At 61.8% G+C, this 26,120-nt stretch carries 23 protein-coding genes; 16 read left to right on the top strand and 7 right to left on the bottom strand.

All coding sequences use genetic code 11. The features are described from left to right. Window positions 1-169: 169 nt before the first annotated feature. Window positions 170-502, bottom strand: coding sequence for an iron-sulfur cluster insertion protein ErpA (gene erpA / locus ACQZ5N_RS24650; RefSeq protein WP_269832064.1), 333 nt, complete (start codon window positions 500-502; stop codon window positions 170-172). Between the two features lie 215 nt (window positions 503-717). On the opposite strand from erpA, the gene ACQZ5N_RS24645 reads away from it, so the two are divergent. The 13 genes from ACQZ5N_RS24645 (at window position 718) to ACQZ5N_RS24585 (ending at window position 16,764) form a co-directional block, all read left to right on the top strand. Continuing rightward, the gene (locus ACQZ5N_RS24645; RefSeq protein WP_059760463.1) at window positions 718-1,935 is read left to right on the top strand and encodes a deoxyguanosinetriphosphate triphosphohydrolase; all 1,218 of its coding nucleotides are present in this window, start codon (window positions 718-720) and stop codon (window positions 1,933-1,935) included. A 75-nt stretch (window positions 1,936-2,010) separates the two neighbouring features. Next, window positions 2,011-3,768: an arginine--tRNA ligase gene (gene argS / locus ACQZ5N_RS24640; RefSeq protein WP_448734397.1), complete on the top strand. Its 1,758-nt coding sequence runs from the start codon at window positions 2,011-2,013 to the stop codon at window positions 3,766-3,768. Window positions 3,769-3,834: 66 nt separating this feature from the next. Further along, window positions 3,835-6,888, top strand: coding sequence for an SPOR domain-containing protein (locus tag ACQZ5N_RS24635; RefSeq protein ID WP_448734396.1), 3,054 nt, complete (start codon window positions 3,835-3,837; stop codon window positions 6,886-6,888). A gap of 247 nt (window positions 6,889-7,135) precedes the next feature. After that, the gene (gene nagZ / locus ACQZ5N_RS24630; protein ID WP_448734395.1) at window positions 7,136-8,152 is read left to right on the top strand and encodes a beta-N-acetylhexosaminidase; all 1,017 of its coding nucleotides are present in this window, start codon (window positions 7,136-7,138) and stop codon (window positions 8,150-8,152) included. Window positions 8,153-8,210: 58 nt separating this feature from the next. Beyond that, window positions 8,211-9,059, top strand: coding sequence for a segregation and condensation protein A (locus tag ACQZ5N_RS24625; RefSeq protein ID WP_173999888.1), 849 nt, complete (start codon window positions 8,211-8,213; stop codon window positions 9,057-9,059). After that, entirely contained in the window at window positions 9,049-9,783 is a 735-nt protein-coding gene (scpB, locus tag ACQZ5N_RS24620; protein ID WP_121490267.1) for an SMC-Scp complex subunit ScpB, read from the top strand. Before ACQZ5N_RS24625 ends, scpB begins: the two co-directional genes overlap by 11 nt. A 128-nt stretch (window positions 9,784-9,911) precedes the next feature. Then, window positions 9,912-10,118, top strand: coding sequence for a twin-arginine translocase TatA/TatE family subunit (locus ACQZ5N_RS24615; RefSeq protein ID WP_003509722.1), 207 nt, complete (start codon window positions 9,912-9,914; stop codon window positions 10,116-10,118). Between the two features lie 155 nt (window positions 10,119-10,273). Continuing rightward, complete coding sequence (gene tatB, locus ACQZ5N_RS24610; protein ID WP_448734394.1) at window positions 10,274-11,041, top strand: Sec-independent protein translocase protein TatB; 768 nt, start codon at window positions 10,274-10,276, stop codon at window positions 11,039-11,041. Continuing rightward, complete coding sequence (gene tatC / locus ACQZ5N_RS24605) at window positions 11,038-11,841, top strand: twin-arginine translocase subunit TatC (RefSeq protein WP_003522727.1); 804 nt, start codon at window positions 11,038-11,040, stop codon at window positions 11,839-11,841. Before tatB ends, tatC begins: the two co-directional genes overlap by 4 nt. 101 nt (window positions 11,842-11,942) lie before the next feature. Beyond that, window positions 11,943-13,226, top strand: a complete 1,284-nt coding sequence (gene serS, locus ACQZ5N_RS24600; RefSeq protein WP_059760200.1) for a serine--tRNA ligase — start codon at window positions 11,943-11,945, stop codon at window positions 13,224-13,226. A gap of 206 nt (window positions 13,227-13,432) precedes the next feature. Further along, a complete protein-coding gene (gene surE, locus ACQZ5N_RS24595) occupies window positions 13,433-14,203 on the top strand; it encodes a 5'/3'-nucleotidase SurE (RefSeq protein WP_020811580.1) in 771 nt (256 codons plus the stop codon). After that, on the top strand, window positions 14,200-14,853 hold the full coding sequence (locus tag ACQZ5N_RS24590) for a protein-L-isoaspartate(D-aspartate) O-methyltransferase (RefSeq protein WP_003522731.1): 654 nt from the start codon (window positions 14,200-14,202) through the stop codon (window positions 14,851-14,853). Before surE ends, ACQZ5N_RS24590 begins: the two co-directional genes overlap by 4 nt. A 345-nt stretch (window positions 14,854-15,198) precedes the next feature. Further along, a complete protein-coding gene (locus ACQZ5N_RS24585; protein ID WP_448734393.1) occupies window positions 15,199-16,764 on the top strand; it encodes a peptidoglycan DD-metalloendopeptidase family protein in 1,566 nt (521 codons plus the stop codon). Between the two features lie 287 nt (window positions 16,765-17,051). On the opposite strand, the gene mobB is transcribed toward ACQZ5N_RS24585, so the two are convergent. From mobB to moaA, 5 genes are all read right to left on the bottom strand, one after another. Beyond that, window positions 17,052-17,567, bottom strand: coding sequence for a molybdopterin-guanine dinucleotide biosynthesis protein B (gene mobB, locus ACQZ5N_RS24580; RefSeq protein ID WP_269832058.1), 516 nt, complete (start codon window positions 17,565-17,567; stop codon window positions 17,052-17,054). Then, entirely contained in the window at window positions 17,564-18,190 is a 627-nt protein-coding gene (gene mobA, locus ACQZ5N_RS24575; RefSeq protein ID WP_020809124.1) for a molybdenum cofactor guanylyltransferase MobA, read from the bottom strand. The genes mobB and mobA overlap by 4 nt, the downstream gene beginning before the upstream one ends. Further along, the gene (locus ACQZ5N_RS24570; protein WP_304982689.1) at window positions 18,187-19,386 is read right to left on the bottom strand and encodes a multidrug effflux MFS transporter; all 1,200 of its coding nucleotides are present in this window, start codon (window positions 19,384-19,386) and stop codon (window positions 18,187-18,189) included. The genes mobA and ACQZ5N_RS24570 overlap by 4 nt, the downstream gene beginning before the upstream one ends. 1 nt (window position 19,387) lies before the next feature. Continuing rightward, on the bottom strand, window positions 19,388-20,356 hold the full coding sequence (locus ACQZ5N_RS24565; RefSeq protein ID WP_003522736.1) for a DMT family transporter: 969 nt from the start codon (window positions 20,354-20,356) through the stop codon (window positions 19,388-19,390). Window positions 20,357-20,527: 171 nt separating this feature from the next. Continuing rightward, entirely contained in the window at window positions 20,528-21,610 is a 1,083-nt protein-coding gene (moaA, locus tag ACQZ5N_RS24560) for a GTP 3',8-cyclase MoaA (protein WP_448734392.1), read from the bottom strand. A 99-nt stretch (window positions 21,611-21,709) separates the two neighbouring features. Here moaA and ACQZ5N_RS24555 point away from each other — a divergent pair, with 99 nt between their 5' ends. The 3 genes from ACQZ5N_RS24555 (at window position 21,710) to ACQZ5N_RS24545 (ending at window position 24,863) form a co-directional block, all read left to right on the top strand. Then, a complete protein-coding gene (locus ACQZ5N_RS24555) occupies window positions 21,710-22,078 on the top strand; it encodes a gamma-butyrobetaine hydroxylase family protein (protein WP_142779303.1) in 369 nt (122 codons plus the stop codon). Window positions 22,079-22,388: 310 nt separating this feature from the next. Continuing rightward, complete coding sequence (locus tag ACQZ5N_RS24550; RefSeq protein ID WP_304982688.1) at window positions 22,389-24,200, top strand: monovalent cation:proton antiporter-2 (CPA2) family protein; 1,812 nt, start codon at window positions 22,389-22,391, stop codon at window positions 24,198-24,200. Between the two features lie 54 nt (window positions 24,201-24,254). Beyond that, window positions 24,255-24,863 carry a pyridoxamine 5'-phosphate oxidase family protein gene (locus ACQZ5N_RS24545; RefSeq protein WP_448734391.1) on the top strand — a complete coding sequence of 203 codons (609 nt, stop codon included), beginning with the start codon at window positions 24,255-24,257 and terminating at the stop codon, window positions 24,861-24,863. A 184-nt stretch (window positions 24,864-25,047) separates the two neighbouring features. On the opposite strand, the gene ACQZ5N_RS24540 is transcribed toward ACQZ5N_RS24545, so the two are convergent. Continuing rightward, on the bottom strand, window positions 25,048-26,118 hold the full coding sequence (locus ACQZ5N_RS24540) for a GGDEF domain-containing protein (RefSeq protein WP_020809132.1): 1,071 nt from the start codon (window positions 26,116-26,118) through the stop codon (window positions 25,048-25,050). Window positions 26,119-26,120: the final 2 nt, after the last annotated feature.

Raw genomic sequence — 26,120 nt, 5'->3', positions numbered from 1 at the left:
GGCGGTCTCTAACGACCAGGATTCCGACGGCCTTCCGCCCGCACTCTACATAGCACAAATCCAATACACAGGATTCCTGTGACAAGCACAGGAATGAGGAGAGAAGAGAGATGCGAGTTACTTCAAAGCTTGGTGACTGGCGTGCGGATTGCACGCCGGTATTTCCCACTCAAATAGAAAAGCTGGTGCCACAGCCGCAGCTTGCCACCGCATTCGGGTTCTTGATCTGGAAGGACTGGCCGAGCAGATTGTCGACGAAGTCGATTTCGGAGCCGGCCATATAGACGACCGAGAGGCTGTCGATCAGCACCCTGGCGTCGCCGCGGGCAATCACGATGTCGTCATCGGCTTTGTCTTCGGCCAGATCGAACTTGTAGGAGAAGCCCGAGCAGCCGCCGCCTTCCACCGAGACGCGCAGCGCCTGTTTGCCGGCTTCGGCCGCGACGATCTGGGCGATTCGCTTCGCCGCAGCTTCAGAAAGGGTAATGTCGCTGTTTTCCATGTCGTTTCTCCTGCCGGGGTCAAGAACCGGAGAGCAATAATCTCGTTGTCACCATTATAAACCGGTCAAATTACCGGTCTATAGCCTGTGTGAAGACGGTCAACGCGGCTATGATGCTTTGCGCCGACCTCTGCGATAGGTATGAAGGGTGAATGAAAAGGTCAATGGCCGAGACCAAAAGGAAGTCCCGGCTGGAGAAGACAACAGGTGGATGCATGATCATAGACCAGCGCGCATTGGGTTTCGGAAGCGGCGAGAGGGCGGTTTTCGCCTCGGATCCATGGACCACGCGCGGGCGTCTTTTTCCCGAAACCGGAAGCCTGACGCGCTCGGAGTTCCAGCGCGACCGGGACCGCATCGTCCACACGACGGCCTTTCGCCGCCTGAAGCATAAGACGCAGGTGTTCATCAGCCCTGACGGCGACCATTATCGTACGCGTCTCACCCACACCATCGAGGTGGCGCAGATCGCCCGGGCGCTCGCCCGCGCGCTGAAGCTCGACGAGGATTTGGCAGAGGGCGTGGCGCTGGTGCATGATTTCGGCCACACGCCCTTCGGCCATACCGGCGAGGATGCGCTGGATGCGGTGCTGCTGCCCTATGGCGGCTTCGACCACAATGCCCAGTCGCTGCGCATCGTCACCAAGCTGGAGCGTCGTTATGCCGAATATGACGGCATCAACCTGACCTGGGAGACGCTCGAAGGTCTCGTCAAGCACAATGGACCGCTGGTGAATGCGAAGGGCGAGGGGATCAAGGGGCCGGTTCCGCTGCCCATTCTCGAATATTGCGAGCTGCAGGATCTGGAAATCGGCAGCTATGCCAGCCTCGAGGCGCAGGTGGCGGCGATTGCCGATGACATCGCCTATAATACCCACGACATCGATGACGGGTTGCGCGCCGGATATCTCACCTTCGAGATGCTGGAGGAGGTGCCATTCCTCGGCGGCCTGATGGCCGAGGTGCGGGCGAAATATCCCGTGCTCGACAAGGAGCGTTTCGCCAATGAGATCATGCGCCGGCAGATCACCCATATGGTGGAAGATGTGATCGGCGTTGCGCAGCAGAATCTCGCCCGCCTGAAGCCGAAAAGTGCGGCGGATATCCGCGCTGCCGATTTCACCGTTGCGACCTTCTCGCCGGAAATGGCCGAGACCGACCGGCAGATCAAGAAACTGCTGTTCGGCCATATCTACCGGCATCCGGAAATCATGCGCATCCGCGCCGGCGCGACACAGATCGTCACCGATCTTTTCCACCGTTATATGGAAACGCCGGCGGAAATGCAGAGCCACTACTGGGTGGACAGCATTTCCGGCATGAGCGTGGCCGCAAAAGCCCGGCATGTGGGCGACTATCTGGCCGGCATGACCGACAGTTATGCACTGCGCGCCCACCAGCGGCTGTTTGACCACACCCCCGATTTGCGATAGGGCAGCGGGCGATCGCGAAGCCGACCCGGTTAAAAGGCCGGATATAAACAGAAGCCCTTCGCGCAGGTTGGAACGATGAACATTTTTGCCGATTTCGATACCAGGATCAAAAACGCGCTCGAGACCCTCGATCTCGTGAAAGAGAACCGCGAAAAGGTCGATTTCAGTCGAATTACCGTCGAATCCCCGCGCGATCTCAGCCACGGCGATGTCGCAACCAATGCCGCCATGGTGCTGGCGAAGCCGCTCGGCACCAATCCGCGCGCGCTGGCAGAACTCATCGTGCCGGCTCTTCAGGCCGATGGCGATGTGGACAGCGTCAATGTCGCGGGGCCGGGCTTCATCAATCTCAAGGTTTCCGTCGGTTACTGGCAGCGTCTTCTCGCCGACATGATCGGGCAGGGCGTCGATTTCGGCCGATCCACCATCGGTGCGGGCCAGAAGATCAACGTCGAATATGTTTCCGCCAACCCGACCGGCCCGATGCATGTCGGCCATTGCCGTGGCGCCGTCGTCGGCGACACGCTGGCGAACCTGCTCGCTTTTGCGGGTTACGGCGTTACCAAGGAATATTACATCAACGATGCCGGCTCGCAGATCGATGTGCTGGCCCGTTCGGTGTTCCTGCGTTACCGCGAGGCGCTCGGCGAAGATATCGGCACCATTCCGTCCGGCCTTTATCCCGGCGACTATCTCGTTCCCGTCGGTCAGGCGCTGGCGGATGAATATGGCATCAAGCTGCGCGCCATGCCCGAGGAAAAGTGGATGCCGATCGTCAAGGACAAGGCGATCGACGCGATGATGGCGATGATCCGCGAGGATCTGGCGCTGCTCAACGTCCGGCACGATGTGTTCTTCTCGGAGCGCACGCTGCATGAGGGCAATGGCGGCCCGATCCTCTCGGCCATCAACGATCTCACCTTCAAGGGCCATGTCTACAAGGGCACCCTGCCGCCGCCGAAGGGCGAGTTGCCGGAAGACTGGGAAGACCGCGAACAGACGCTGTTCCGCTCCACCGAGGTGGGCGACGACATGGACCGTGCGCTGATGAAGTCGGACGGTTCCTACACCTATTTCGCCGCCGACGTTGCTTATTTCAAGAACAAGTTCGACCGTGGTTTCTCCGAGATGATCTATGTGCTCGGCGCCGACCATGGCGGTTACGTGAAGCGGCTGGAAGCGGTTGCGCGCGCCGTCTCCGAAGGCAAGTCGAAACTGACCGTGCTTCTGTGCCAGCTCGTCAAACTGTTCCGCGATGGCGAGCCGGTGAAGATGTCGAAGCGCTCCGGCGACTTCGTCACGCTGCGCGATGTCGTCGACGAAGTGGGTCGCGATCCGGTGCGATTCATGATGCTTTATCGGAAGAATTCCGAGCCGCTGGACTTCGATTTCGCGAAAGTGACCGAACAATCGAAGGATAATCCGGTTTTTTACGTGCAATATGCACATGCCCGCTCCATGTCGATCTTCCGGCAGGCGCAGGAAGCGTTTCCGGGGCTTTCTCCTTCGGCTGAGGAGATGGCGGCTTCTGTCTCTTTGATTAGCGATATCAACGAGTTGCAGCTGGTTGCAAAGCTTGCGGAATATCCGCGCCTGATCGAATCGGCGGCCCTTTCGCACGAGCCGCACCGGCTTGCTTTTTACCTCTACGATCTCGCCAGTTCCTTCCATGGACACTGGAACAAGGGTAAAGACCAGCCGGAATTACGTTTTATTAACGATAAAAACCGAGAATTGAGCATTGCCAGACTTGGGCTGGTGAATGCTGTCGCAAATGTTTTGAGGTCCGGCCTTACGCTTTTAGGAGCGGACGCACCTGCTGAAATGCGATAACATATCACCATTATTTGCTCACAATACGCTGGCAAGAGCTGCAATGCGTAGATGGTGGAACACGTAATGGTCGAAAAAAATGTCGCGTATAACCGGGACGCCCGGTCCGAAGGGTTCGCTGACAACGATCCTCTGGCAGAACTGGCGCGTATCGTCGGCTTCGAAGATCGTCCTTCGCATGCGGGTTCCGAGGCTGCGCCATCGGTGACCCGCCGCGAACCCGAATTCAATCTCGAAGATGAGCTTCTGAGGGAATTCGAGGTTTACGACGCACCGCACGCCGATCCGGTCGTTCTTGATCCGGCAAACGATGTTCGTGCGGGCATCCACCCCAACGATTTCATGCAGCGTGTCGAATCGGTTTTCGCCCGCCGCGAGCCAGAGCTTGCGCCGGCGGATGAACCCGCGCCGGTGGCCGCATCCGCACCGGAGGTGAGGGAAGAGCAGCTTCCGGAAGTCGATCAGGCCTATATTCACAACTATGTCGAAACGACCACGCAGGATATTCGCGCGGATTTCCGCGACGATGCCTCCGCGGTGGCGGAAGTTTTCGATGTGCATTCGCGTCAGTCGCGTCCCGCCGAGCCTATGGTTTACCAGCAGGCCACTCAGCAGGTGGCATGGGAAGAACCGCAGGCCGCAGAACCCGTAGAGCCAGAATGGCACACGATGCCGGAGCTTCCGGCCGATGTTTCGAGCAACATTCACGCCGATGGTCATTCCTATGCGCCGGAGCCGCAGGCTTTCGATCTCGCCGATGAGGTGGAAATAGCCGTCGCCGAGGAAGCGCCCGCACCGGTTTCCGTGCGTCCGCCGTCGCATGGCGGCCGTTCCTCGCTGGAATTTTCCAGCCTGCGGCTGCCGCTCGCCAATTTCGGCGCGCGTAGGGATGTTTCTGCCGCCGATCCGAAGCGGGTCGAGCCGCGTTCCGAACAGCAGCCTGCCGCAGCCCGTATTGAGCCGCAGGTGGAGCCCGTTCCCGCGCCTGCCGTCGTGCAGGCGGAAGAGACCGCGCCGTCCTTTACGCCTCCGCTCGCCGAGACTGTTGCGCCTGCTGCAGAGCCTCTGGCGTTCGAGGCTGCCGAGAAGCCGGCAGCGAAACATCTCTCGCCGATGGACGAGCTGATTTACGACGTCGCGAAATATTCCATTCCCGGTCGCGGCGAAACACCGCTGGTGCAGGACGTTCCCGCTGCGCAGGCCGCGAAGGTGGAGCCGCCCGTGGTTGCCGCCGCGCCGGTGAAGGCAGCGCCGATTGTCGCTGCTGCACCCGCAGCACCCGCTGAAGAACTCGATTTCACGGATTTCGCCGGCTTCAACGACGATGATTTCGAGCTTGCGCTCGACGATCTCGATCTTGATCTGGACCTGTCTGAAATTGCCGAGGCGGAAGTTGCGCCTGCGCCCGCACCGCAGCCCGTTCGCCAGCCGCCGGCCGCTCCGGTTGCCGCTGCTGCCGTTGCGCCGCAGCCGGTGAGGGAACAGCCGGCACCTCAGCCGCGCCCGGCCCCCGTTGCCGCCGTGGCACCCGTGGCACCCGTGGCCGCTGTTGCAGTTCAGCCGCGTCCGGCCGCCGCAGCACCGCAGCCGGCCGCGCCGCAGACGCTGGAAAGCCTGCCTTTCGATCCTTCGCAGATCGGTGAGACGGAAGAACATCCGGAAAACATCGTCGAGATGGACGTGCCGGAACTGCCGGTCGGGGTTTTCGAACCCAAGCCGGCCGCGCGCCGCCACGAGGAAGATCTCGATATCGATACCGAGCTTGCGACGTTGTTTGCGCCTGCGGTTGCCGGCGGTCTCGACCGTCATAAGCACGCGGAAAACCGTGGCGCCGCCCAGGCGCGTCCCGCGCAGGCTCCGGAAGAGGCCGACGAATTCGAACGGGCGCTGGAAGAGGATTTCCGCCGCTCCATGCAGGAGGCTGCGGCTTCCCGTGGCAGCGCCCCGCGCGATGCCGAAAACACCTATGTCGACCATCAGGCGGCCTATCGTGAGGAAGATGAACGCGGCGGTCGCCGCTGGATCATGCCGGTTGCCGCCGCAATCGGTCTGGTGCTGATCGGTGGCGGCGTTTACGCGCTGGTCTCCGGCGGTTCGTCCAGCACCGGTTCCAATGGCGCGCCGGTCATCATCTCCGCCGATAACGATCCGATGAAGGTCGTTCCGGAAAATCCGGGCGGTCGCGTTGTGCCGAACCAGGACAAGGCGGTTTATGACCGCGTTGCCGGTGGCAGCGCTGCCGATCCTAAGCAGCCGGCGCTGATTTCCAGCAACGAGCAGCCGGTGGATGTGGTTCAGCGCACGCTGATCCCCGAACAGTTGCCGCTGGAAGGCGAAAACGACGCGGATGTGGAAGCCGCCGGCACGCCGGTTGGCGAAACCGAGGATCCGCGCCTGCTTTCGCCGGAAGAAAAGGCCGCGCAGACCGAAGGTTCGGCTGCAACCGGCGTTTCGCCGCGCAAGGTCCGCACCATGATCGTCAAGCCTGACGGCACGCTGGTTGCCCAGGAAGTCGAGGTACCGGCAGCCCAGCCGCCGAAGGCCGACAAGGTCGAAGAGCTTGCAGCGCCGCAGACCGCCAAGCCCGGTGAGGGCGCTCCCGCCGTCATCGCCGCATCGCGGGTTCCGGTCGCGCCGGAACAGGCTCAGCCACAGGCAAATACGCCTGCCGCTACGACACCGACCGCCCATACGGCACCGGCTGCCCAGTCGGCGGCGCCCGTTCCTGCGGCGCGTCCGTCCTCGCAGCCCGCCAATGTGGTGGCAACGGTGACCAACCAGGGTAACGTCCGCCCCGCGACAGCTCCGGCGCAGCCGCAGGCCGCGCAGCAGCAGACGGCAGCCGCGACGCCTGCAGCGACCAGCACGCCTTCCGCCGGTGGCTACTACATCCAGATCGCCTCGCTGCCGAGCCAGGCCGAAGCCCAGAAGTCCTACCAGAACATGTCGGCCAAGTTCGGCTCGGTCATCGGTGGACGCGGCGTCGACATCAAGGCCGCCGAAATCGCCGGCAAGGGCACGTTCTACCGCGTCCGCATCCCGGCGGGTGACAAGAACGAAGCCGTGGCGCTGTGCGAAAAGTTCCGCTCGGCCGGCGGTAGCTGCCTCGTGGCGCGGTGATAGAGGCCAATACGGCTCGCAAGATTGGGGTTGCCGTCTAAGGCAACCCTTCTTTGGGTGGGGAAGGGTTTTCCCCACACGCGACGTCATCCTCGGCCTTGTGCCGAGGATCTGCCAACGTTTCGCCAGCCGGTCGGTTGCAGATGCTCGGGACAGGCCCGAGCATGACGGCGGAGAGTTTGACACTCCTCCCCACGCCTTTCGGTACAAGGCCATTTCCCATTCCATTTCCTGCGAGCGTGACACCATGACCGATTGCAAAGCTATGATCCTCGGATGCAGCGGGCTTTCGCTGACTGCCGACGAGATTGCCCTTTACCGCGATGAGCAGCCCTGGGGCTTCATCCTGTTCGGGCGCAACATTGGCGAGCCGCAGCAGATCACCGATCTCGTCGCCGCCATGCGCGATGCCGTCGGGCGGCCAGATGCGCCGGTGCTGATCGATCAGGAGGGCGGGCGCGTGCAGCGTATCAAGCCGCCGATCCTGCAGGCCTATCCGAACGCCCGCATTCTCGGCGAAATCTATGAGCGCGACCGGGGGGCGGGTCTGCGCGCCGCCTGGTTGATGTCGCGCCTGCATGCTTTCGACCTCATGAAATTCGGCATCAATGTCGATTGCCTGCCGGTGCTCGATGTGCTGGTGGAAGGCGCCAGCAATGTCATCGGCAACCGCGCTTATGGCTATACGCCGACCATGGTGGCCGAGATGGGGCAGGCGGCGGCCGACGGGCTGAAGGCGGGCGGCATGCTGCCTGTCATGAAACATATGCCGGGCCATGGCCGCGGTATGGTGGATTCGCATCATGAACTGCCGGTCGTCGATGTGCCGCTCGATGAGCTGGACGCCCATGATTTCGTGCCGTTCCGGGCGCTGAACCGCGAATTGATGGCGATGAGCGCGCATCTGGTGTTCAACGCCGTCGACCGTGAGCGGCCGGCGACGACCTCGCCGAAGGTGATCGAGGAAATCATTCGCGGCCGGATCGGATTTGACGGCCTGCTGATGTCCGACGACAGTTCCATGAATGCGCTGAAGGGCACGCTCGGTGAAAGAGCTGCGAATATTGTTGCGGGCGGCTGCGATATAGTCTTGCATTGCAACGGTGTGATGGGTGAAATGCTTGAGGTCGTGAAGGAGGTTCCCGTTCTTTCCGGCCATTCGCTGGAGCGGGTGCGGGCCGTGGAAGCGGGTTTCCCCGTTGCGGACCCTTCCGACGAAGCGGAGCTGAGAGCCGAATTCAACGCCATGTGGGCCGTTTCCTGACAGTTGGGCGGCGGCCCGTTACTCGGGACGACAGGCCGGACGCCCGGCGGATGGAACAATGGCCGCAGACAAGTCTCGCAATTTAACACCGATGGACAAGCTCTGGCAGGATGTGACGCCGGAGCGGCTGACGGGTGAGGCCGGGCTGGTCATCGATGTCGCGGGTTTCGAAGGCCCGCTCGATCTGCTGCTGCATCTTGCCCGCACGCAGAAGGTCGATCTGTCGCGCATTTCGGTGCTGGCGCTTGCCGAACAATATCTGCAATTCGTGGAAAGCGCGCGCCGCGTGCGCATCGAGCTTGCGGCCGATTATCTCGTCATGGCGGCGTGGCTCGCCTTCCTCAAATCCAAGCTCCTCATTCCGCAGCAATCGAAGGATGACGGTCCCTCGGGCGAGGAAATGGCCGCGACGCTGGCGTTCCGGCTGAAACGCCTGGAAGCGATGCGCGAGGCGGCGGAACGGCTCGTCAACCGCGCCCAGCTCGGCCGCGATGTTTTTGCCCGTGGCGCGCCGGAGCATATTCCCCATATCAACCGCTCGGCCTATGAGGCGAACCTCTACGATCTCCTGAGCGCCTATGCCAATCTGCGGCAGCGGCAGGCGATTACCCAGGTCACCATTGAAAAACGGCAGGTCTGGTCGCTTGTCGAGGCGCGTGAGCTTCTGACCCATCTTCTCGGCGATGTCGGTGAATGGACCGTGCTCGATCAATATCTGCTGCAATATGTGCCCGATCCCGCCATGCGGGTGACGGCGATTGCCAGCGCCTTTGCCGCTTCGCTGGAGCTGGTGCGCGAGGGCTCGCTGCAAATCCGGCAGGAGGGCGCGTTCCAGCCCATTTATATGCGTAAGGGTGGACGAGACGACCGTGCGGTGAATGCCGAAAGGACTGACAATGATGAATGACGACGAGACCGCCGAGGCCACCATCGCGGCCGAAGGGGCCGAGCCCGAACCCGCGGTATTTTCCGAGCGCCAGCTGAGGGAGGCCGAGCGGATCGCCGAGGCCCTGGTCTTTGCCTCGTCCGAGCCGGTTTCCGTGGCTTTCATCGCCGAGCGCCTGCCGCGCGGCATGGATGTCGTCGCCATTCTGCAGCATCTCAAGGTTCTTTATGCGGAGCGGGGCGTCAATCTCGTGCAGGTGGGCGGGCAATGGGCCTTCCGCACCGCCGGCGATCTCTCCTTCGTCATCCGCGCCGAGGAAAAGGAGCCGAAGAAGCTGTCGCGCGCGGCGCTGGAAGTTCTGGCGATTATCGCATATCATCAACCGGTGACACGCGCCGAAATCGAGGAAATCCGCGGCGTGCAGACCTCGCGCGGCACGCTCGATGTGCTGATGGAGGCGGGCTGGGTCAGGTTCCGTGGCCGCAGGCGCACACCCGGCAGGCCGGTGACGATCGGCACCACGGTGGAGTTTCTCGACCATTTCGGCCTTGAGGAATTGCGCGATCTGCCGGGCCTCGAGGAGCTTAAGGGGGCAGGGCTGCTTTCGGGCCGCATTCCCTCCAATTTCGGCGTTCCTCTGCCGATGATGAGCGACGAATTGCGTGAGGACGAAGACCCGATCACGCAGCTCGATCTCGAGGAACTGGGCCTGCTTGCGCCGGGCGGCGGCGATGGCGACGACTGATATCGCCATCCTGTTGGCGGGGCCACGAAAACTTTATGCGCACTCGCTGTCGAAGCGGCGATTTGTCGTTTGAAAAAGCCTTTCAAACGTCTTACATCGTCTGAAAGCGAAATTCAGGAGTTTCAGTTATGGGTTCTTTTAGTGTGTGGCATTGGCTCATCGTGCTGGTGATCGTTCTCGTCCTTTTCGGACGCGGCAAGATCCCGGAATTGATGGGTGATGTCGCAAAGGGCATCAAAAGCTTCAAGAAGGGCATGGCTGACGAAGACCAGACGCCGCCGCCGGCCGATGCCAACACGAAGACCGTCGACCACAAGGCTGACGAGATCAAGTAAGCGGCCTGTCGCCGCTTGGTGTGGGACTGGCGCTAGAGCGCCGTGCGTTCTTCGGACGCACAAGGATGCTCTACCACTTGTATGTTGCGCATCGTTCCGGTCGAAAATCGATTCCGATTTTCGGGCCGATGCGCTAGGGTCTCGGGAGCATATTGATGTTAGATATCGGCTGGAGCGAGCTTCTGGTGATTGCGGTCGTGTTGATCGTGGTCGTCGGGCCGAAGGACTTGCCGCCCATGATCCGCGCTTTCGGCAAGACGATGGCCGGCCTTCGCAAGATGGCGGGGGATTTCCGCACCCAGTTCGACGAGGCCCTCAAAGAGGCCGACATGGACGATGTGCGCCAGACCATCTCCGATGTCCGCAATCTCAACCCGACCAATTCGCTGCGCGATGCGATGAACCCGCTTCGCCAGCTCGGCAACGAGATCAAGTCCGATCTGCAGAAGGCGACCACCCCGCCGGACGGCCTGTCTTCCACCCCAGCGCCTGTTACAAGCGAGCCGGTTGCGCCGCTGGTGAGCGTGCCCGAGCCGGAGATGAAGCTGCCGGATGCGCCGCCTGTTGTCGCCGCATCCGCCGCGCCGGTTGCCGCAGCCGTCGCTGCGGAGGAGAAGCCGAAGCGCGCGCGGGCGAAATCGATTGCGACCGTGGAGGCCGAAGCGGTTGCCGCCAAGCCCAAACGCGCCGCCCGCAGCAAGGCCGCAGCGGCAGCGCCCGAAACCGCTTCGGCGACGAAAACCGCCGCGAAAACCAGTGAGCCCACCGTTTCGAAGCCCGCTGTTTCCAATCCCACCGTGAAGACCGTCGCCAAAAAGGCGGCCGTCAGAAAGCCTGCCGCAGACAAGGCGGTCGTGGCCGAGACCAAGCCGGCGAAAACGGCAAAAACCAAGGCCGCAAAGCCCAAAAAGGATGAAGCATGAGCGGGGATATCGAGGACAAGCCGCAGCCGCTTATCGAGCATCTCATGGAGTTGCGCACGCGGCTGATCTGGGCGCTCGGCGCGTTCTTCGTCGCCTTCATCGCCTGTTTCGCCGTTGCCAAGCACCTGTTCAACCTGCTCGTCATTCCTTACAAATGGGCGGTTCTCTGGGCAGGCCTCGATGTCACGAAATCGTCGCTGATCTATACCGCGCCACAGGAATTCTTCTTCACGCAGATCAAGGTCGCCATGTTCGGCGCGATGGTGATCTCGTTTCCGGTGGTCGCCTCGCAGCTCTATAAATTCGTGGCGCCCGGTCTCTACAAGAACGAACGGGCGGCCTTCCTGCCGTTCCTCATCGCGTCGCCGATCCTTTTCCTGATCGGTGCGGCGCTCGTTTATTTCTTCTTCACGCCCATGGTCATGTGGTTCTTCCTCGCCATGCAGCAATTGCCCGAGGATGGCGAGGTGGCGATTTCGCTGATGCCGAAGGTGTCGGAATATCTCAGCCTCATCATGACGCTGGTTCTCTCCTTCGGTCTGGTGTTCCAGCTGCCTGTCGTCACCACGCTTCTGGCGCGCGTTGGGCTTTTGACCAGCGACTGGCTGCGGGAAAAGCGCAAGTTCGCGATTGTCCTCGCTTTCGTGGTCGCCGCCGTGCTGACGCCGCCGGATCCCATGTCCCAGATCGGTCTTGCGCTGCCTGCGATCATTCTCTACGAGATTTCCATCTACATGGCTCGACTCGTGGAGAGGAAACGTGCGGCGGAATCCAAAAGCACGGAGCTGGAGGAGACCTGACATTCTTGAAGGTCTCGCCGCTCATGACATTTCCTCGCGCCGGGCTCATGCCCGGCGTTTTGCTGTAAAACGCGACGATGCAACAACGGTCTGGAACGACGATGCACGACATTAAATGGATACGCGAAAACCCCGAAGCTTTCGATGCGGCGCTTGCACGCCGTGGCGCGGAGCCCGCTGCCAGCGGCCTGATCGCGCTGGATGAAAAGCGCCGTTCCGTCATCCAGTCCCTGCAGGACATGCAATCGCGCCGCAACGCCGCCTCCAAGGAAATCGGCGCCGCCATGGCGCAGAAGAACATGGAGCTTGCCGAAAAACTCAAGGCGGAAGTCGCCGATCTCAAGGACAACATGCCGCGCGCGGAGGAGGAAGACCGTCAGGTTACCGCCGAGCTCAACGATGCGCTGTCGCGCCTGCCCAACATGCCCTTCGACGACGTGCCCGACGGCAATGACGAGCATGACAATGTGGTGGCCCGCGTGGTCGGCCAGAAGCCCGGCTGGAACCATGAGGCCAGGGAGCACTTCGATATCGGCGAAGCGCTCGGCTATATGGATTTCGAGCGCGCCGCCAAGCTTTCCGGTGCGCGCTTCACGGTGCTGACCAGCCAGCTCGCGCGTCTGGAACGGGCGCTCGGTCAGTTCATGATCGACCTCCACACCGGCGAACACGGTTATACCGAAGTGTCCTCGCCGCTGATGGTGCGCGACGAGGCGATGTTCGGCACCGGCCAATTGCCGAAATTCACCGAGGACCTGTTCAGGACCACGGATGGCCGCTGGCTGATCCCGACGGCGGAAGTGACGCTGACCAACCTCGTCTCCGGTGAAATTCTCGATCAGGAGAAGTTGCCGCTGCGCTTCACGGCGCTGACGCCGTCCTTCCGTTCGGAAGCGGGCTCGGCCGGTCGCGACACGCGCGGCATGCTGCGCCAGCATCAGTTCTGGAAGTGCGAACTCGTCTCCATTACCGATGCGGAAAGCGCCGTTGCCGAACATGAGCGCATGACGGCCTGCGCCGAAGAGGTGCTGAAGCGCCTCGGCCTGCATTTCCGCACCATGACGCTCTGCACCGGCGACATGGGCTTCAGTGCCCGCAAGACCTACGATCTGGAAGTGTGGCTGCCCGGCCAGAACACTTATCGCGAAATTTCGTCCTGCTCGGTCTGCGGCGATTTCCAGGCGCGACGCATGAATGCGCGCTATCGCGGCAAGGACGACAAGGCGACGAAGTTCGTGCACACGCTGAACGGCTCCGGCACGGCCGTCGGCCGCTGCCTGATCGCGGTTCTCGAAAATTATCTGAACGAGGACGGTTCCGTCACAATTCCAGACGTGCTGCTGCCCTATATGGGCGGTCTGAAGCGCATCGAGAAGGCGGCCTGATTGTTCGTCTTCTAAGGGCGCGGCCGTCATTCCGGCCTTGAGCCGGAATCCAGCCAGCCCAAGTCCTTGGGCTGAAAAAGACTCTTCCCGCCGCGCAGACGCGCGTCGACTGGATTCCGGCTCAAGGCCGGAATGACGGTCGTGGGGGTGCTTCTGTGAGAGAAATCATTGTGTCCTCATAGTGGGATACAGCAGCGGAGGAAAACATGCGGATTTTGCTGACGAATGACGACGGTATCCACGCCGAAGGTCTGGCCGTGCTGGAGCGTATCGCCCGCACGCTGTCCGACGATGTCTGGATCGTCGCGCCGGAGACCGACCAGAGCGGTCTCGCGCACTCGCTGACCCTGTCCGAACCGCTGCGTCTGCGAAAAGTTTCCGACAAGCATTTCGCGCTGCGCGGCACGCCGACCGATTGCGTCATCATGGGCATTCGCGAAGTCCTGCCGGAAAAGCCGGATCTCGTGCTCTCCGGTGTCAATGCCGGCGCCAACATGGCCGATGACGTGACCTATTCCGGCACCATTGCCGGCGCCATCGAAGGCACGCTGCAGGGCGTGCGCTCCTTTGCGCTCAGCCAGGCCTTCAGCCACGCCGATGGCCGCGTCGTGCCGTGGGAAGTCGCCGAGACTTATGCGCCGGATCTTTTGCGCAAGCTGATGAATGTCGATCTGCCCGATGGCACGTTCCTCAATCTGAATTTCCCCAATTGCGCGCCCAAGGATGTGCAGGGCGTTTCCGTGACCGGACAGGGCAAGCTCGATTTCGGCCTGACGGTGGAAGAGCGTCAGGATGGCCGCGGTTTTCCCTATTACTGGCTGCGCTTCGGCGAGCGTCTCGGCACCTTCCGCGAAGGCACCGATATCCACGCTTTGAAACATGGCAAGATTTCCGTCACACCGCTTAAGCTTGACCTGACGGACTACACGGTGAAGGATCGGGTTGCGCAAGCACTTGGATTCGGAGTCGCCGATTGAAATCCGCAATGGTCGAAAAGGAAGGTTTTGCCGCTCTCGTTCTCCGCTTAAGGGGCGAGGGGATTTCCGATCTTGACCTTCTGACGGCGGTCGAGCAGACGCCACGCTCCAAATTCGTGCCGCCGCAATTTGCGGCGGACGCCTATTCCAGCCGCACGATCCCGATCGACTGCGGCGCCTTCATGGAAGGCGCCGACATGGCGGTGAAGATCCTTGCCCGGCTGCAGCTGAAACCCGGCCAGCGCGTGCTGGAAATCGGCACGGGCAGCGGTTTCATGACCGCGATCATCGCTCGCCGGGTGGAGCGCGTCTTTTCGCTGGAGCGTTACAAGACGCTGGTGCAGCAGGCGCAGAACTGTCTCGACGATCTCTCCATCCGCAATGTCGTCATCCGTCAGGCGGATGGCAGCAACGGCCTGGTGGGCGAGGGCACCTTCGACCGCATCGTCTCCACCGCCGCCTTCACCACCATGCCACGCTTCTTTGCCGAGCAGATCGTTTCGGGCGGCATGATGATCGCGCCGATCATTCTTGAAGACGAGCGCTGCGTGATGACGCGCTTCTCCAAGACCGGCAGCCGCTTCGAGAAGGAAGAGCTGTTCGAGGCGCCTTACCTGCCGCTCAGCACTCATATTGCGCGTCATTTGTGACAAAATGAAAATTTTGGCGACATTCTATTTTTGTCTCCTAATGTTCTGAATTGCCGCAACTATCTGATTTTCAATATCATTATTGTATCAACATGACGCATCCGGTTTTCGTCATGGTTATCGAAGTGTCAAAAAAGCGCTGAACGGCTTAACGTTTTAACGGCGTGGTAACACTAACGCGCTTTAATCATAAACATCGACGCATGGTTTTCCCCACCTCGGGAAATGGGCCTTGCAAGAAGTGAAATTTGTGCCGGATCGGTCTCGATGCGGCGGGTTGGCGTCAGTGTAGATCGAGTCATGCGTATGAGACATTCGTCTAAAATCGGAAAATCAGTCGCAAAAATGTTCGCAGCGGCATTGCTGGCAAGCGTCGCAACGGGCTGTAGCTCGGATGCAACGCGGTTCAGCGGCCTCTTTTCCAGTGGACCGGATCAGATGACCACGGCGTCAATTCCTGCCCGTCAGGGCGGCGGTGCTTACGGGCAGGCCCCGGTTCCGCAGGGCGACATGAATGGCGGTTACGCCTCTGCCGCACCGCAGGGCGGTTATGCCAACCAGAACATGGCGGGCAATTCCTACCCGCAATCGGGTGGTTATGGCGGCGTTCAGCCTTCCACGGCCCGCTCGGCTTCGGCCTCTCCGGTGCAGCGTTCCGAGCTGTCGGCGCCGACGGCGGTGGCAAGTCGCGATCCGTCGACCCGCAACGAAGCCATGGCCCAGCCTTTCCCGTCCGCTCAGCCCAAGGCCGCGCCGTCTCTTGCAGCGCCCGCCCGGCAGGCTGCCGCTCCCGTCACCGACAATCTGACCACCGCAACCGTCCGTTCCGACAAGAACGGCTGGCACACCGATGGCGCTTCCTCCGTGACCCTGCGTCCCGGCGAAAGCATCGCGACCCTCTCCAACCGCTACGGCGTTCCGGAAAAGGAACTGCTGCGCGTCAACGGTCTGAAGACCGCATCCTCGGCGCAGGCCGGCCAGTCGATCCTCATTCCGAAGTTCGGTCAGGTCCGCAATGCCGCCAAGGACGCGGCCGGCGATATCGCTCTCAACCGCAATGGCGACCAGCCGACACCGCTGCGTAGTCCTGAAGGGAACGTGGCCGTGCTGCCGTCGCAGGCCGCCGCCCGTGACAAGGTTTCCTCCGAGGCCGGCAAGCTGACGCCTCCCGGCGGCAAGCCGCTGCCGCCGACCGGTGGTTACAAGGTTCAGCCGGGCGACAGCCTGGCGAAGATCGCCCGTGAAAACGGCGTGTCGGTCGCTGCCCTCAAGGCGGCAAACGGTCTCAGCAACGAAAGCATCCGCGTCGGCCAGACGCTCAATATGCCGGGCGCTTCGACGGATGCCATCAAGACGGCTTCCGTTCCCGCCAAGGAAGCGGCCAAGCCGGTCGAAACCGCATCGGCCAAGCCTGAGCCCTACAAGGCACCGGCTGCTGCCGCGGCTCCGACTGCGCCTGCCACACCGGCCACCGCCAGTGTCAGCGACATCGAGAAAAAGGCCGACATGGCTTCCGTCGCACCGGAATCCACGGGCATCGGCAAATATCGCTGGCCGGTTCGCGGCGCGGTCATCAACAATTTCGGCGACAATGTCGAAGGTAGCCGCAACGATGGCATCAACATCTCCGTTCCCGAGGGCACGCCGATCAAAGCTGCCGAAAATGGCGTGGTCATCTATGCGGGCAACGGCCTGAAGCAGCTCGGCAACACGGTTCTCGTCCGCCATGACGACGGCAAGGTCACCGTTTACGGCAATGCCGCCAATCTCGACGTGCAGCGCGGCCAGAAGGTTCAGCGCGGCCAGACCATCGCCACATCGGGCATGACCGGCAGCGCCAAGCGTCCGCAGGTTCACTTCGAAGTTCGCAAGGATGCGACGCCGGTGAACCCCTCCAGTTTCCTTGAATAGGTATTGCGTCTCAAGGAATGATGAAGCCGGGTGAAGAGCCCGGCTTTTTCATTTTTGGGGTGAGGGATCACGGGAGCTTGCGTCGTCGTTGCGGCAGGCGTTGTGGGTTTCGGCTTCACGGCACTTCTCCTCCGTCATGCCGGACCTGATCCGGCATCCAGCGCGTCGGCGCGGCGAGAGGGTCCTTTCAGCCCAAGGACTTGGGCTGGCTGGATACCGGCTCAGGGCCGGTATGACGGAAGTGGGGAGCCAGTCGGCTCGGACATCATCCCCGTTTCCAGCAGCAATTACCGCCTCACCAGTCCCACCGTCTTCTCGATGAAATCGGCAATGGCCCCGGTATCGTCGAGATCGAAAACCGGCAGCGCCGTGTCCGTCACCGCGTGGTCGGCGGCAATGGCGACGATATGCGGATCGAGTGGCGCAAGCGGTTCGGTCTTGGCGGCCTCCAGCCGGCGAGCTTCGATCTTCGGCACCGGCTCGTATTTATAGCCTTCGATCAGCACCAGATCGCAGGGGGCGAGGCGGGCGAGAATATCCTCGAAGGAGGGTTCCGGTTCGCCGCGCAATTCATGCATGATGGCGAAGCGGGTGCCGGAAACGATGGTGACTTCATGTGCGCCGGCCTGGCGGTGACGCCAGCTATCCGCCCCGACCTTGTCGATATCGAAATCATGATGGGCGTGCTTGATGGTGGAGACGCGGTAGCCGCGCGCCGTCAGTTCGGTGACGATACGGACCGCAAGGCCGGTCTTGCCCGAGTTTTTCCAGCCGGCGATGCCGAAGACCTTTTGTGCCGTCATGATTGCAGGTTCTCCAGATAACTGCGCGCCAGCGCCAGTTCATCCGGCGTGTTGATGTTGAAGAACGGATCGAGGCTGCCCTTTGCCGTTTCCAGCGGCGGGAAGGCCACGCCTATGGTGACATGCCGGGCGAGATAGGCGCGGATGCGCCGGTTCGCATCGTTCTTCAGCCACGCCTCGAGATCGTCGGCCAGCGCCAACGGCCACAGCGCAAATACCGGGTGAAGCTGGCCGCTGGAGGCGGCGATGACGATCGCATTGTCCGACAGGTGTTCGCAAAGCCGCGCCACGAGATCGTCCGGGAAAAATGGGCTGTCGGCAGGCGCCGTCAGAAAGTGGCTCGCCGCATCCCCGCGGTGCTGGAAATGGCGCATGCCGGCCAGAATACCCGCGAGCGGTCCGGCATGGCCGTTCAGCGTATCGGGCAGGAGCGGCAGGCCGAAACTCTCCGCCCAGCCATTGGCCGCGTTGATGGTGACATCTGAGACCTGCGGCGTGATGCGGCTGATGACATGGGAGATGAGGGGCGCATCGCCCAATTGCACCATCGCCTTGTTGCTGCCCATGCGCCGCGAAAGCCCGCCGGCGAGCACGAGACCGGGTATTTCGAAAGGGGCCGTCATTCCCGCTTTTCCTGCAGCCTTACGACATAGGTGGTGAGGAGGGCGACAAGGCCGGTCGCCAGCATCACCAGAAGAAGCGGCCAGGTTCCGTCCTCTCTGGACAGGACCGAGGAGGCGAGCACCGAGAGCGCTGCGCCGCCGCCGATGGTCATCGCGCCGCCGAGGCCGGAGGCGGAACCGGCCAGATGCGGCTGGACGCTGACCATGCCTGCATTGGCGCTCGGCAGTGTCACGCCGTTGCCGACGCCGATCAAGGCGAGCGGCACGAAAAACGCATAGGCGCTTTCCGCCCCGGCGGAGATCAGCACCATGGTCGTGGCGATGCCCGCAATGGCGATGACATTGCCCGACAGCATCATGCGGGTAATGCCGATTTCGCTGGCATAACGGCCGGAGATGAAGTTGCCGAGCATGTAACCGCTTGCCATGAAGAAGAATTGCAGGCCGAGCATGGCCGGCGCAAGCCCGTAAAGCACGCTGCCGACAAAGGGCGCACCGCCGAGGAAGGAGAAGAACATGCCTGACGAGAAGGTCGAGGTCAGTGCATAACCCCAGAACAGCGGCGAGCGCAGAAGTTCCGGCCAGGCGTGAAATTGCTGCGAAAAGCTCGCCGACTTATTGTGGTTGGTTTCGCCGAGATCGAACCAGGCGAGCACCAGAATGCCGACGCCGAGCAGGGAGAGGAGGGCGAAGCTCGACTGCCAGCCGGAGATGTCGTTAAGCAGCCCGCCAACCGTCGGCCCCACCATAGGCACCACGGACATGCCCATGGTCACGTAGCCGATCATCGAGGCCGCCTGTTCCATCGGCACCATGTCGCGCACGATGGCGCGCGCCAGCACGAAGCCGGAAACGACGGCCGCCTGCGCGACGCGCCCGATCATGAAGACGGTGATGTTGGGCGCGAGCATGCAGACGAGCGTTGCGACGATCATGATGGCGATGCTGGCCAGCATGACCGGGCGGCGTCCGAAGAGATCGGAAAGCGGGCCGATGATGAGCTGCAGGCAGGCGGTGGCGGCAAGATAACCCGAAACGGCAAATTGCATCACCGCGTAGTCGGTCTCGAAATAAACCGCCATGGCCGCAAGCGAGGGCAGGAACACATTCATGCACAGCGCCGCAACGCCGGCGATGACGACCAGCGTGATGATGTGGGGCGGGGTGGTCCTGTCCAGAAAACGGCCGCTGTTCATGTCATTCTCCCGCCTCTTCCGTAACGGCAGTTTTCGTTACGGAAGCCGGCCGTACCGTGGTCGCGGCGGTGGGTGTGGCGGCTGCGCGCTTGGCCATCTGCGAGCGCTTGCGCAGGCTTTCGCGGTAGAAGGTATAAAGGCCCGAACCGATGACGATCATGGCGCCGACGATGGTGTAATTGTCGATCTTTTCGTTGAAGAAGAACACGCCGATCATGAAACCCCAGAGCAGGCCGGTATAACGGAACGGCGCGACGAAGGAGATTTCGCCTGATCTCATCGACAGTATGATCGCCTGATAGCCGACCAGCACCAGAATGGCCGAAGCGGCCAGATGCGACACGATCATGAAGTTCATCGGTTGCCAGCCGCCGAAGGGCACGATCAGCAGGCCGCCCACCGCCATGTTGACGAAGGCGGTGATGACGGTGATGGCGAGCGAGGGCACATCGGCATACATTTTCCGGGTCAGCAGATCGCGCGCGGCAGTGACGGCGAGCGATGCGACGACCAGAAGCGCACCCGGCGTGAAGCCTTCCGGGCCGGGCCTGATGATGACGAGCACACCGATAAAGCCGACGATGATCGCCACCCAGCGCCGCCAGCCCACGGGTTCGCGCAGAAACAGCGCCGCACCCAGCGTCACCACCAGGGGCAGGGACTGCAATATGGCCGAGGCATTGGAAAATTCGATAAGGCCGAGCGCCGTCAGATAGAGCACGGCCGCAGTCACCTCGCAGAGACAGCGCAGGATGATGATGGGGCGCATGAGGGTTTTCAGCGGCCGGAGCGCGCCGAAGTGGCGGGCGGCGATGTAGATCAGCACCACCGTCATGATGCCGCGGACGAACATGATCTGGCCGGTGTTGATATAGGGGGTGACGGATTTCGTCAGGGCGTCATTGGCCGTGAAGCTTGCCATGGCGAGCGCCATCAACAGGGCGCCGCGCGTATTGTCCGTCAATGCCATTCCAAAATATCCCAGACCATGCGCGGTTTTCCCGGCCGCCCTTTCGGGGCGATTTGGGTCGCCTTTCCGGCGTGACCGCGCATTCCTCCATGTAAAGAGACGTGGCACGGCACAGCCGGCATTTCAACCGTTTATATGGGTGGGTGGACGAGAAACAGTGTCAGTCGTCGCTCAGCCGCCGGTCACGCTCATATGGCGGGAGACGGCAGGCCGGTTGTGGGTGCGGTCGATGATGAAATCATGCCCCTTCGGCTTGCGCAGAAGGGCTTCATCGATGGCGCTGGAAAGATAGGCGTCGCTGTCGGAGGCGCGCAGCGCGGTGCGCAGATCGGCGGCGTCATCCTGGCCCAGGCACATATAAAGCGTGCCGGTGCAGGTGAGGCGGACGCGGTTGCAGCTTTCGCAGAAATTATGCGTCATCGGCGTGATGAAGCCGAGCCGGCCGCCGGTTTCCTTCACCGTCACGTAACGGGCGGGGCCGCCGGTCTGGTAATCGCTGTCGATGAGCGTGAAATTCTTTTCGAGATCGGCGCGCAACTGCGAAAGCGGCAGGTAGCGGTCGGTCCGGTCTTCCTCGATCTCGCCCATCGGCATGGTTTCGATCACCGTCAGGTCCATGCCGCGACCGTGGGCGAAACGCATGAGATCGGGAATCTCGGCGTCGTTGAAGTCCTTCAGCGCCACCGCGTTGAGCTTGACCTTGATGCCCGCGGCCTGGGCGGCGTCGAGCCCCTCCATGACGCGGTCGAGATCGCCCCAGCGGGTGATGTGGCGGAACTTATCGCGGTCGAGCGTATCGAGCGACACGTTGATGCGGCGCACGCCGCAATCGGCGAGTTCTGCGGCGAATTTCGCAAGCTGCGAGCCGTTGGTGGTCAGCGTCAGCTCGGTGAGGGCGCCTGTGCGCACATGCCGGCCGAGGTTCCTCACCAGCGACATGATGTTCTTGCGCACCAGCGGCTCGCCGCCGGTCAGCCTCAGCTTGCGCACGCCGCGCGTTATGAAGACGGAACAGAGCCGGTCGAGTTCTTCGAGCGTCAGAAGGTCCTTCTTCGGCAGGAAGGTCATGTGTTCGGACATGCAATAGGTACAGCGGAAATCGCAGCGGTCGGTAACGGAAACGCGCAGATAGGTGATGGCGCGGCCGAAAGGGTCCACCATCGGTGTGCTGTTTTCCGTCAGGGTTTTCGCTTTTTCAAGCGAGCCGGAGAAACCGTTCACGTCTCCATCCTCAATGCGCCTTGCGCCGGGCATACACGCTGAATGTGTGCTCTATTAGCTGATGTAGTGGCTTGCCTATCGTGAGGCAAGTCCGTAATTCTGACGCATATGACGAGCTTGCGGAAGTGAAAAATGAGCGATGCCTGGCCGACCGAGCTGCTTGTGTCGAAAGACCGGCGCGAATTGACCGTTTCCTTCGACGATGGAAGCGTTTACCGGCTTCAAGCCGAGATGCTGCGCGTGCTTTCGCCCTCTGCCGAGGTGCAGGGCCATGGGCCGGGACAAAAGGTCACGGTGCCCGGCAAACGCGATGTTGCCATCCGTTCTATGGTCGCCACCGGCAATTATGCGGTTCGCATCGTTTTCGACGATGGCCACGATAGCGGCATCTATACCTGGAAATATCTGAAGGAACTGGGTGAGACCGGGGATGCGCTGTTTGCGGATTATGAGCGGCAGCTCGCCGAAAAGGGCTTGAGCAGGGAGCCGCGATACCGGTAAGCGGACGCAAGGCCTGCGGACGCTTCTCTCCTCATTCCTGTGCTTGTCACAGGAATCCAGCCAGCCCAAGTCCTTGGGCTGAAAAAGACTCCTCCCGCCGCGCCGACGCGCGTCGACTGGATTCCTGTGACAAGCACAGGAATGAGGGGAAGGAGGACAGCGGCATCTGAAGCCCGCATGCCTGATGGACAAATAACCCGTTGAATCTGCGCATCGTCCTTCAGTAAAATCGTTTTCGCTTTTCACGCCGATGCGCTAGGAAGTGAGGGAGGGAACACCCTCGTCTTATCGATTTTCAGCGGGGTGGCGTGTGGCTGTAGAAGCGAACGGAAATGATCTGGCCCAGGTGGTCGTGTTGCTGGCGGCAGGCGTTGTCGCCGCGCCGATCTTCAAGCGCATCGGCCTCGGTTCGGTGCTCGGCTATCTGGCCGCCGGTCTGGTCATCGGGCCTTACGGTCTCGGTTTTTTCTCCGATTCGCAGGCCATTCTGCATATAGCGGAACTCGGTGTGGTGATGTTCCTGTTCATCATCGGCCTTGAAATGCAGCCGTCGCGGCTGTGGTCGATGCGGCAGGATATTTTCGGGCTGGGGGCGCTGCAGGTGCTGGTCTGCATGGCGGGCCTGACATTGATCGGGGTCGGTCTCGGCTTTCCCGTCATCATGTCCTTCGTCGCTGGCACCGGTTTCGTGCTGACATCGACGGCGATCGTCATGCAGATGCTGCAGGAGCGCAACAGCATGTCGAGCCTGAAAGGCCAGCGCATCATCGCCATCCTGCTGTTCGAGGATTTGGCCATCGTGCCGCTGCTGGCGCTTGTCGCCTTCCTCGGTTCGGGCGGCGAACATGTCACGGCGTCGGAGCGCTGGGCTTCCGTCGGCATCGCGCTTGCCGCCGTCGGTGCGCTAATCCTTGCCGGGCGTTATCTTCTCAACCCGTTTTTTCGCCTGCTCGCGGCTTCCGGCGCGCGGGAGGTGATGACTGCCGCGGCGCTGCTGGTGGTGCTGGGTTCGGCGCTGCTGATGCAGGTCAGCGGCCTTTCCATGGCAATGGGCGCGTTTCTTGCCGGCGTGCTGCTGTCGGAATCCTCCTTCCGCCATCAACTCGAGGCGGATATCGAGCCGTTTCGCGGCATCCTGCTCGGCCTGTTTTTCCTCGGCGTCGGCATGGCGATCGATCTTGCCGTCATTGCCTCCAACTGGCAGCTCGTGGTCATCAGCGTCGCGGGCTACATGCTGCTCAAGGCCTTCCTGATCTATGGCGTGGCGCGGGCGCTCGGCACCACCCGGCGCGAAAGCCTGGAACGGGCGGTGCTGATGGCGCAGGGCGGCGAATTCGCTTTCGTGCTCTATTCGGCCGCCGTCAGCGCCGGCATTCTCGACCGGGAGGCGAACGCCATCCTGACGGCGACCATCATCATCTCCATGGTGCTGACGCCGCTGATGGTCATCCTGCATGATCGGCTGGTGCCGGCGGCGGTTCCGAATACCGACGATCTCGACGTGCCTGAAAATGTCGAGGGCAGCATTCTGTTGATCGGTTTCGGACGTTTCGGCCAGATCGTCAGCCAGCCGCTTCTGGCGCGGGGCTACACGCTGTCGCTGATCGACAAGGATGCCGACTTCGTGCGTGATGCGGCGGAATTCGGCTTCAAGGTCTATTATGGCGACGGCTCGCGGGCGGAAATCCTGCATGCCGCCGGTGCGGGCACGTCGCGCGCGGTTCTCATCTGCGTCGACGACAAGGAGGCGGCCGTCAGGATCGCGGAGATCGTCAAGCACGAATTCCCGCTGGTTCCGGTTCTCGCCCGTGCTTACGACCGCGGCCACGCCATCGATCTGCTCAAGGCTGGCGTCGATTACCAGATCCGCGAAACGCTGGAATCGGCGCTGAATTTCAGCGAGGAAGTGCTGGGCGCCATGGGTGAGGAGCGGGAAGACGCCGCGCGTCTGGTGGAAGAATTCCGCGACCGCGACGAGGAACGTTTCGCCATGGAAGTCGTCGGTGGCATTTATGCCGGCCGTTCGCTGATCCGCGGCAACGCCCAGCCGGCCGACCTCGTTGCCGCCCGGACCGCGCGCGAGCGGGCCGAGCGGGAAAAGGCGGAAGCGGCAGAGGAATAGGACGCCCCGGTCTTTCGGCGGCGACAGAGGGAATTGGCAGGGATAGGAACGGACATGACGATCATTCGCACGGTTGAGGAATTGAAGGCCATCTATGACAGCACGAGCGAGGCATCTATCGCCAAGGTGACAGCCACGCTGACGGCCGAATACCGGCTGATGATCGAGACTTCGCCCTTCCTGGCGCTTGCGACGGTCGGGCCGGAAGGCATGGACTGTTCGCCGCGCGGCGACAAGGGCGGCGTGGTCCGGGTGGCCGATGAGGGGACCGTGCTTTTGCCGGACTGGCGCGGCAATAACCGCGTCGATTCGCTTCTGAACATCGTGCGCGATCCACGCGTGGCGCTGATGTTCCTGATACCCGGCTCGAATACGACGATGCGCATCAACGGCCGCGCCGTGGTCTCCGTCGATCCCGATCTGCTGGAAAGCTTCGAGATGGATGGCAAACATCCGCGCACCGTCATCGTGGTGACAATCGATGAAGTCTATTTCCAGTGCGCCCGGGCGCTGATGCGCTCGGAATTGTGGAACCCCGATAATTTCGTCGACCCGGCCTCGCTTCCGACACCCGGTCTTCTGCTCAAGGCGGCCAAGGCGGAATTCGATCAGGAGACCTATGACCGGGAATGGGCGGCGCGGGCGGCGAAGACCATGTGGTGAGGCTTCCCCCTCCCACCCTCATTCCTGTGCTTGTCACAGGGATCCAGTCGACGCGCGTCTGCGCGGAGGGGAGGAGTCCTTTCAGCCCAAGGACTTTGGGCTGGCTGGATTCCTGTGACAAGCACAGGAATGAGGGTGGGGAGAGCGCCGTGTTTTTAATGCGCCCAAATTGGCGCAATTTGCTTCACGTCCGATAAATCAGCCAGTTCTTGCCGGTATAGTTCTTCTGCATGCCGTCCTCGTAATAGACGGAGCGGTTCCGGCCGGTTTCCTTGGCATGGTAGAGCGCGGTGTCGGCATGGCCGTAAAGCTCGCTCGGGTTGGTGGCCTGTGCGGCGGAAGCGAAGCCGAGGGAGATCGTCACCGTGCCGTAGTCGGCGCCCGATCTCGAATTGCGGAAGGGTGTGCTTTCCAGCGACAGGCGGATGCGCTCGCACATCACCATCACCTCTTCCGGCGTATTGCCATCCAGAATGATGGCGAATTCCTCGCCGCCGCTTCTGGCGACAAAACCATCTTTGCGGACATTGGCGCGGATGACCGAGGCGACGGTGGCGAGAATCTTGTCGCCGACCGGATGGCCGAAAGTGTCGTTGATCCGCTTGAAATGATCGATATCGAGCAGGACGAGCGTGGTATATTGCAGGCCGATGGAGCTGTCATAGACGGATGCCAACCGGTCGTCGAAGGCACGCCGGTTGGACAGGCGCGTCAGCGAATCCGTATTGGCGATGCGCTTGTACTCATCCAGCTCCAGACGCACCTGATGCATTTCCTCGGCATGGCGGTTGACATCGTTGAAGGCCTTTTCGCCGTCGATGATCTTCGAGCCGGTGGCCTCGGCCAGCAGCGAAATCGCATTCCTCAGAATATTGCTGCTGGCGGCATTCTTGTCATCGATGCGCTGGCGCGTTTCGCCGAGAATCCTGTTGTAGTTTTCGATGGAGGATTGTTCGCGCCTCAGGGTGCCCAGAAGGCCCTCCAGTTCGCGTCTGAGCTTCTCATGCGCATCGTCGATGGACCGGGCGGGATTGCCTTCCCCGTAACGTGAGGACAGCTCGTCCAGATCCTCCTGCGTGACCCGGTTTCCAAGCGCTGCCAGATCCTTCGTCAGGGCAGGGTTCGAACCGATATAGGCTTCGTAAAAGAGGCTGTAGTTACGCGGGATCGGCGAAACACCCATGCTCCGCATGGCATAGGCAATCTGCCCGGCAATGTCGGGCCCCGTGGTTTTGGGCGTGGATGCCGTGTTCATCA

The sequence above is a fragment of the Agrobacterium sp. 22-221-1 genome, from assembly GCF_053522445.1.
This window is presented reverse-complemented; position numbering and strand designations above follow the sequence as displayed.

Bases quoted from the DNA above. Each gene is read 5' to 3' on its own strand.
- tatB (WP_448734394.1), top strand. From the start codon at position 10,274: ATGTTAGATATCGGCTGGAGCGAGCTTCTGGTGATTGCGGTCGTGTTG.
- mobA (WP_020809124.1), bottom strand. From the start codon at position 18,190: ATGACGGCCCCTTTCGAAATACCCGGTCTCGTGCTCGCCGGCGGGCTT.
- surE (WP_020811580.1), top strand. From the start codon at position 13,433: ATGCGGATTTTGCTGACGAATGACGACGGTATCCACGCCGAAGGTCTG.
- ACQZ5N_RS24540 (WP_020809132.1), bottom strand. From the start codon at position 26,118: ATGAACACGGCATCCACGCCCAAAACCACGGGGCCCGACATTGCCGGG.
- ACQZ5N_RS24565 (WP_003522736.1), bottom strand. From the start codon at position 20,356: ATGGCATTGACGGACAATACGCGCGGCGCCCTGTTGATGGCGCTCGCC.
- ACQZ5N_RS24635 (WP_448734396.1), top strand. From the start codon at position 3,835: ATGGTCGAAAAAAATGTCGCGTATAACCGGGACGCCCGGTCCGAAGGG.
- mobB (WP_269832058.1), bottom strand. From the start codon at position 17,567: ATGACGGCACAAAAGGTCTTCGGCATCGCCGGCTGGAAAAACTCGGGC.
- nagZ (WP_448734395.1), top strand. From the start codon at position 7,136: ATGACCGATTGCAAAGCTATGATCCTCGGATGCAGCGGGCTTTCGCTG.
- erpA (WP_269832064.1), bottom strand. From the start codon at position 502: ATGGAAAACAGCGACATTACCCTTTCTGAAGCTGCGGCGAAGCGAATC.
- ACQZ5N_RS24545 (WP_448734391.1), top strand. From the start codon at position 24,255: ATGACGATCATTCGCACGGTTGAGGAATTGAAGGCCATCTATGACAGC.
- ACQZ5N_RS24555 (WP_142779303.1), top strand. From the start codon at position 21,710: ATGAGCGATGCCTGGCCGACCGAGCTGCTTGTGTCGAAAGACCGGCGC.
- ACQZ5N_RS24645 (WP_059760463.1), top strand. From the start codon at position 718: ATGATCATAGACCAGCGCGCATTGGGTTTCGGAAGCGGCGAGAGGGCG.
- serS (WP_059760200.1), top strand. From the start codon at position 11,943: ATGCACGACATTAAATGGATACGCGAAAACCCCGAAGCTTTCGATGCG.
- argS (WP_448734397.1), top strand. From the start codon at position 2,011: ATGAACATTTTTGCCGATTTCGATACCAGGATCAAAAACGCGCTCGAG.
- ACQZ5N_RS24625 (WP_173999888.1), top strand. From the start codon at position 8,211: ATGGCCGCAGACAAGTCTCGCAATTTAACACCGATGGACAAGCTCTGG.
- moaA (WP_448734392.1), bottom strand. From the start codon at position 21,610: ATGCCCGGCGCAAGGCGCATTGAGGATGGAGACGTGAACGGTTTCTCC.
- ACQZ5N_RS24615 (WP_003509722.1), top strand. From the start codon at position 9,912: ATGGGTTCTTTTAGTGTGTGGCATTGGCTCATCGTGCTGGTGATCGTT.
- tatC (WP_003522727.1), top strand. From the start codon at position 11,038: ATGAGCGGGGATATCGAGGACAAGCCGCAGCCGCTTATCGAGCATCTC.
- ACQZ5N_RS24585 (WP_448734393.1), top strand. From the start codon at position 15,199: ATGTTCGCAGCGGCATTGCTGGCAAGCGTCGCAACGGGCTGTAGCTCG.
- ACQZ5N_RS24570 (WP_304982689.1), bottom strand. From the start codon at position 19,386: ATGAACAGCGGCCGTTTTCTGGACAGGACCACCCCGCCCCACATCATC.
- scpB (WP_121490267.1), top strand. From the start codon at position 9,049: ATGATGAATGACGACGAGACCGCCGAGGCCACCATCGCGGCCGAAGGG.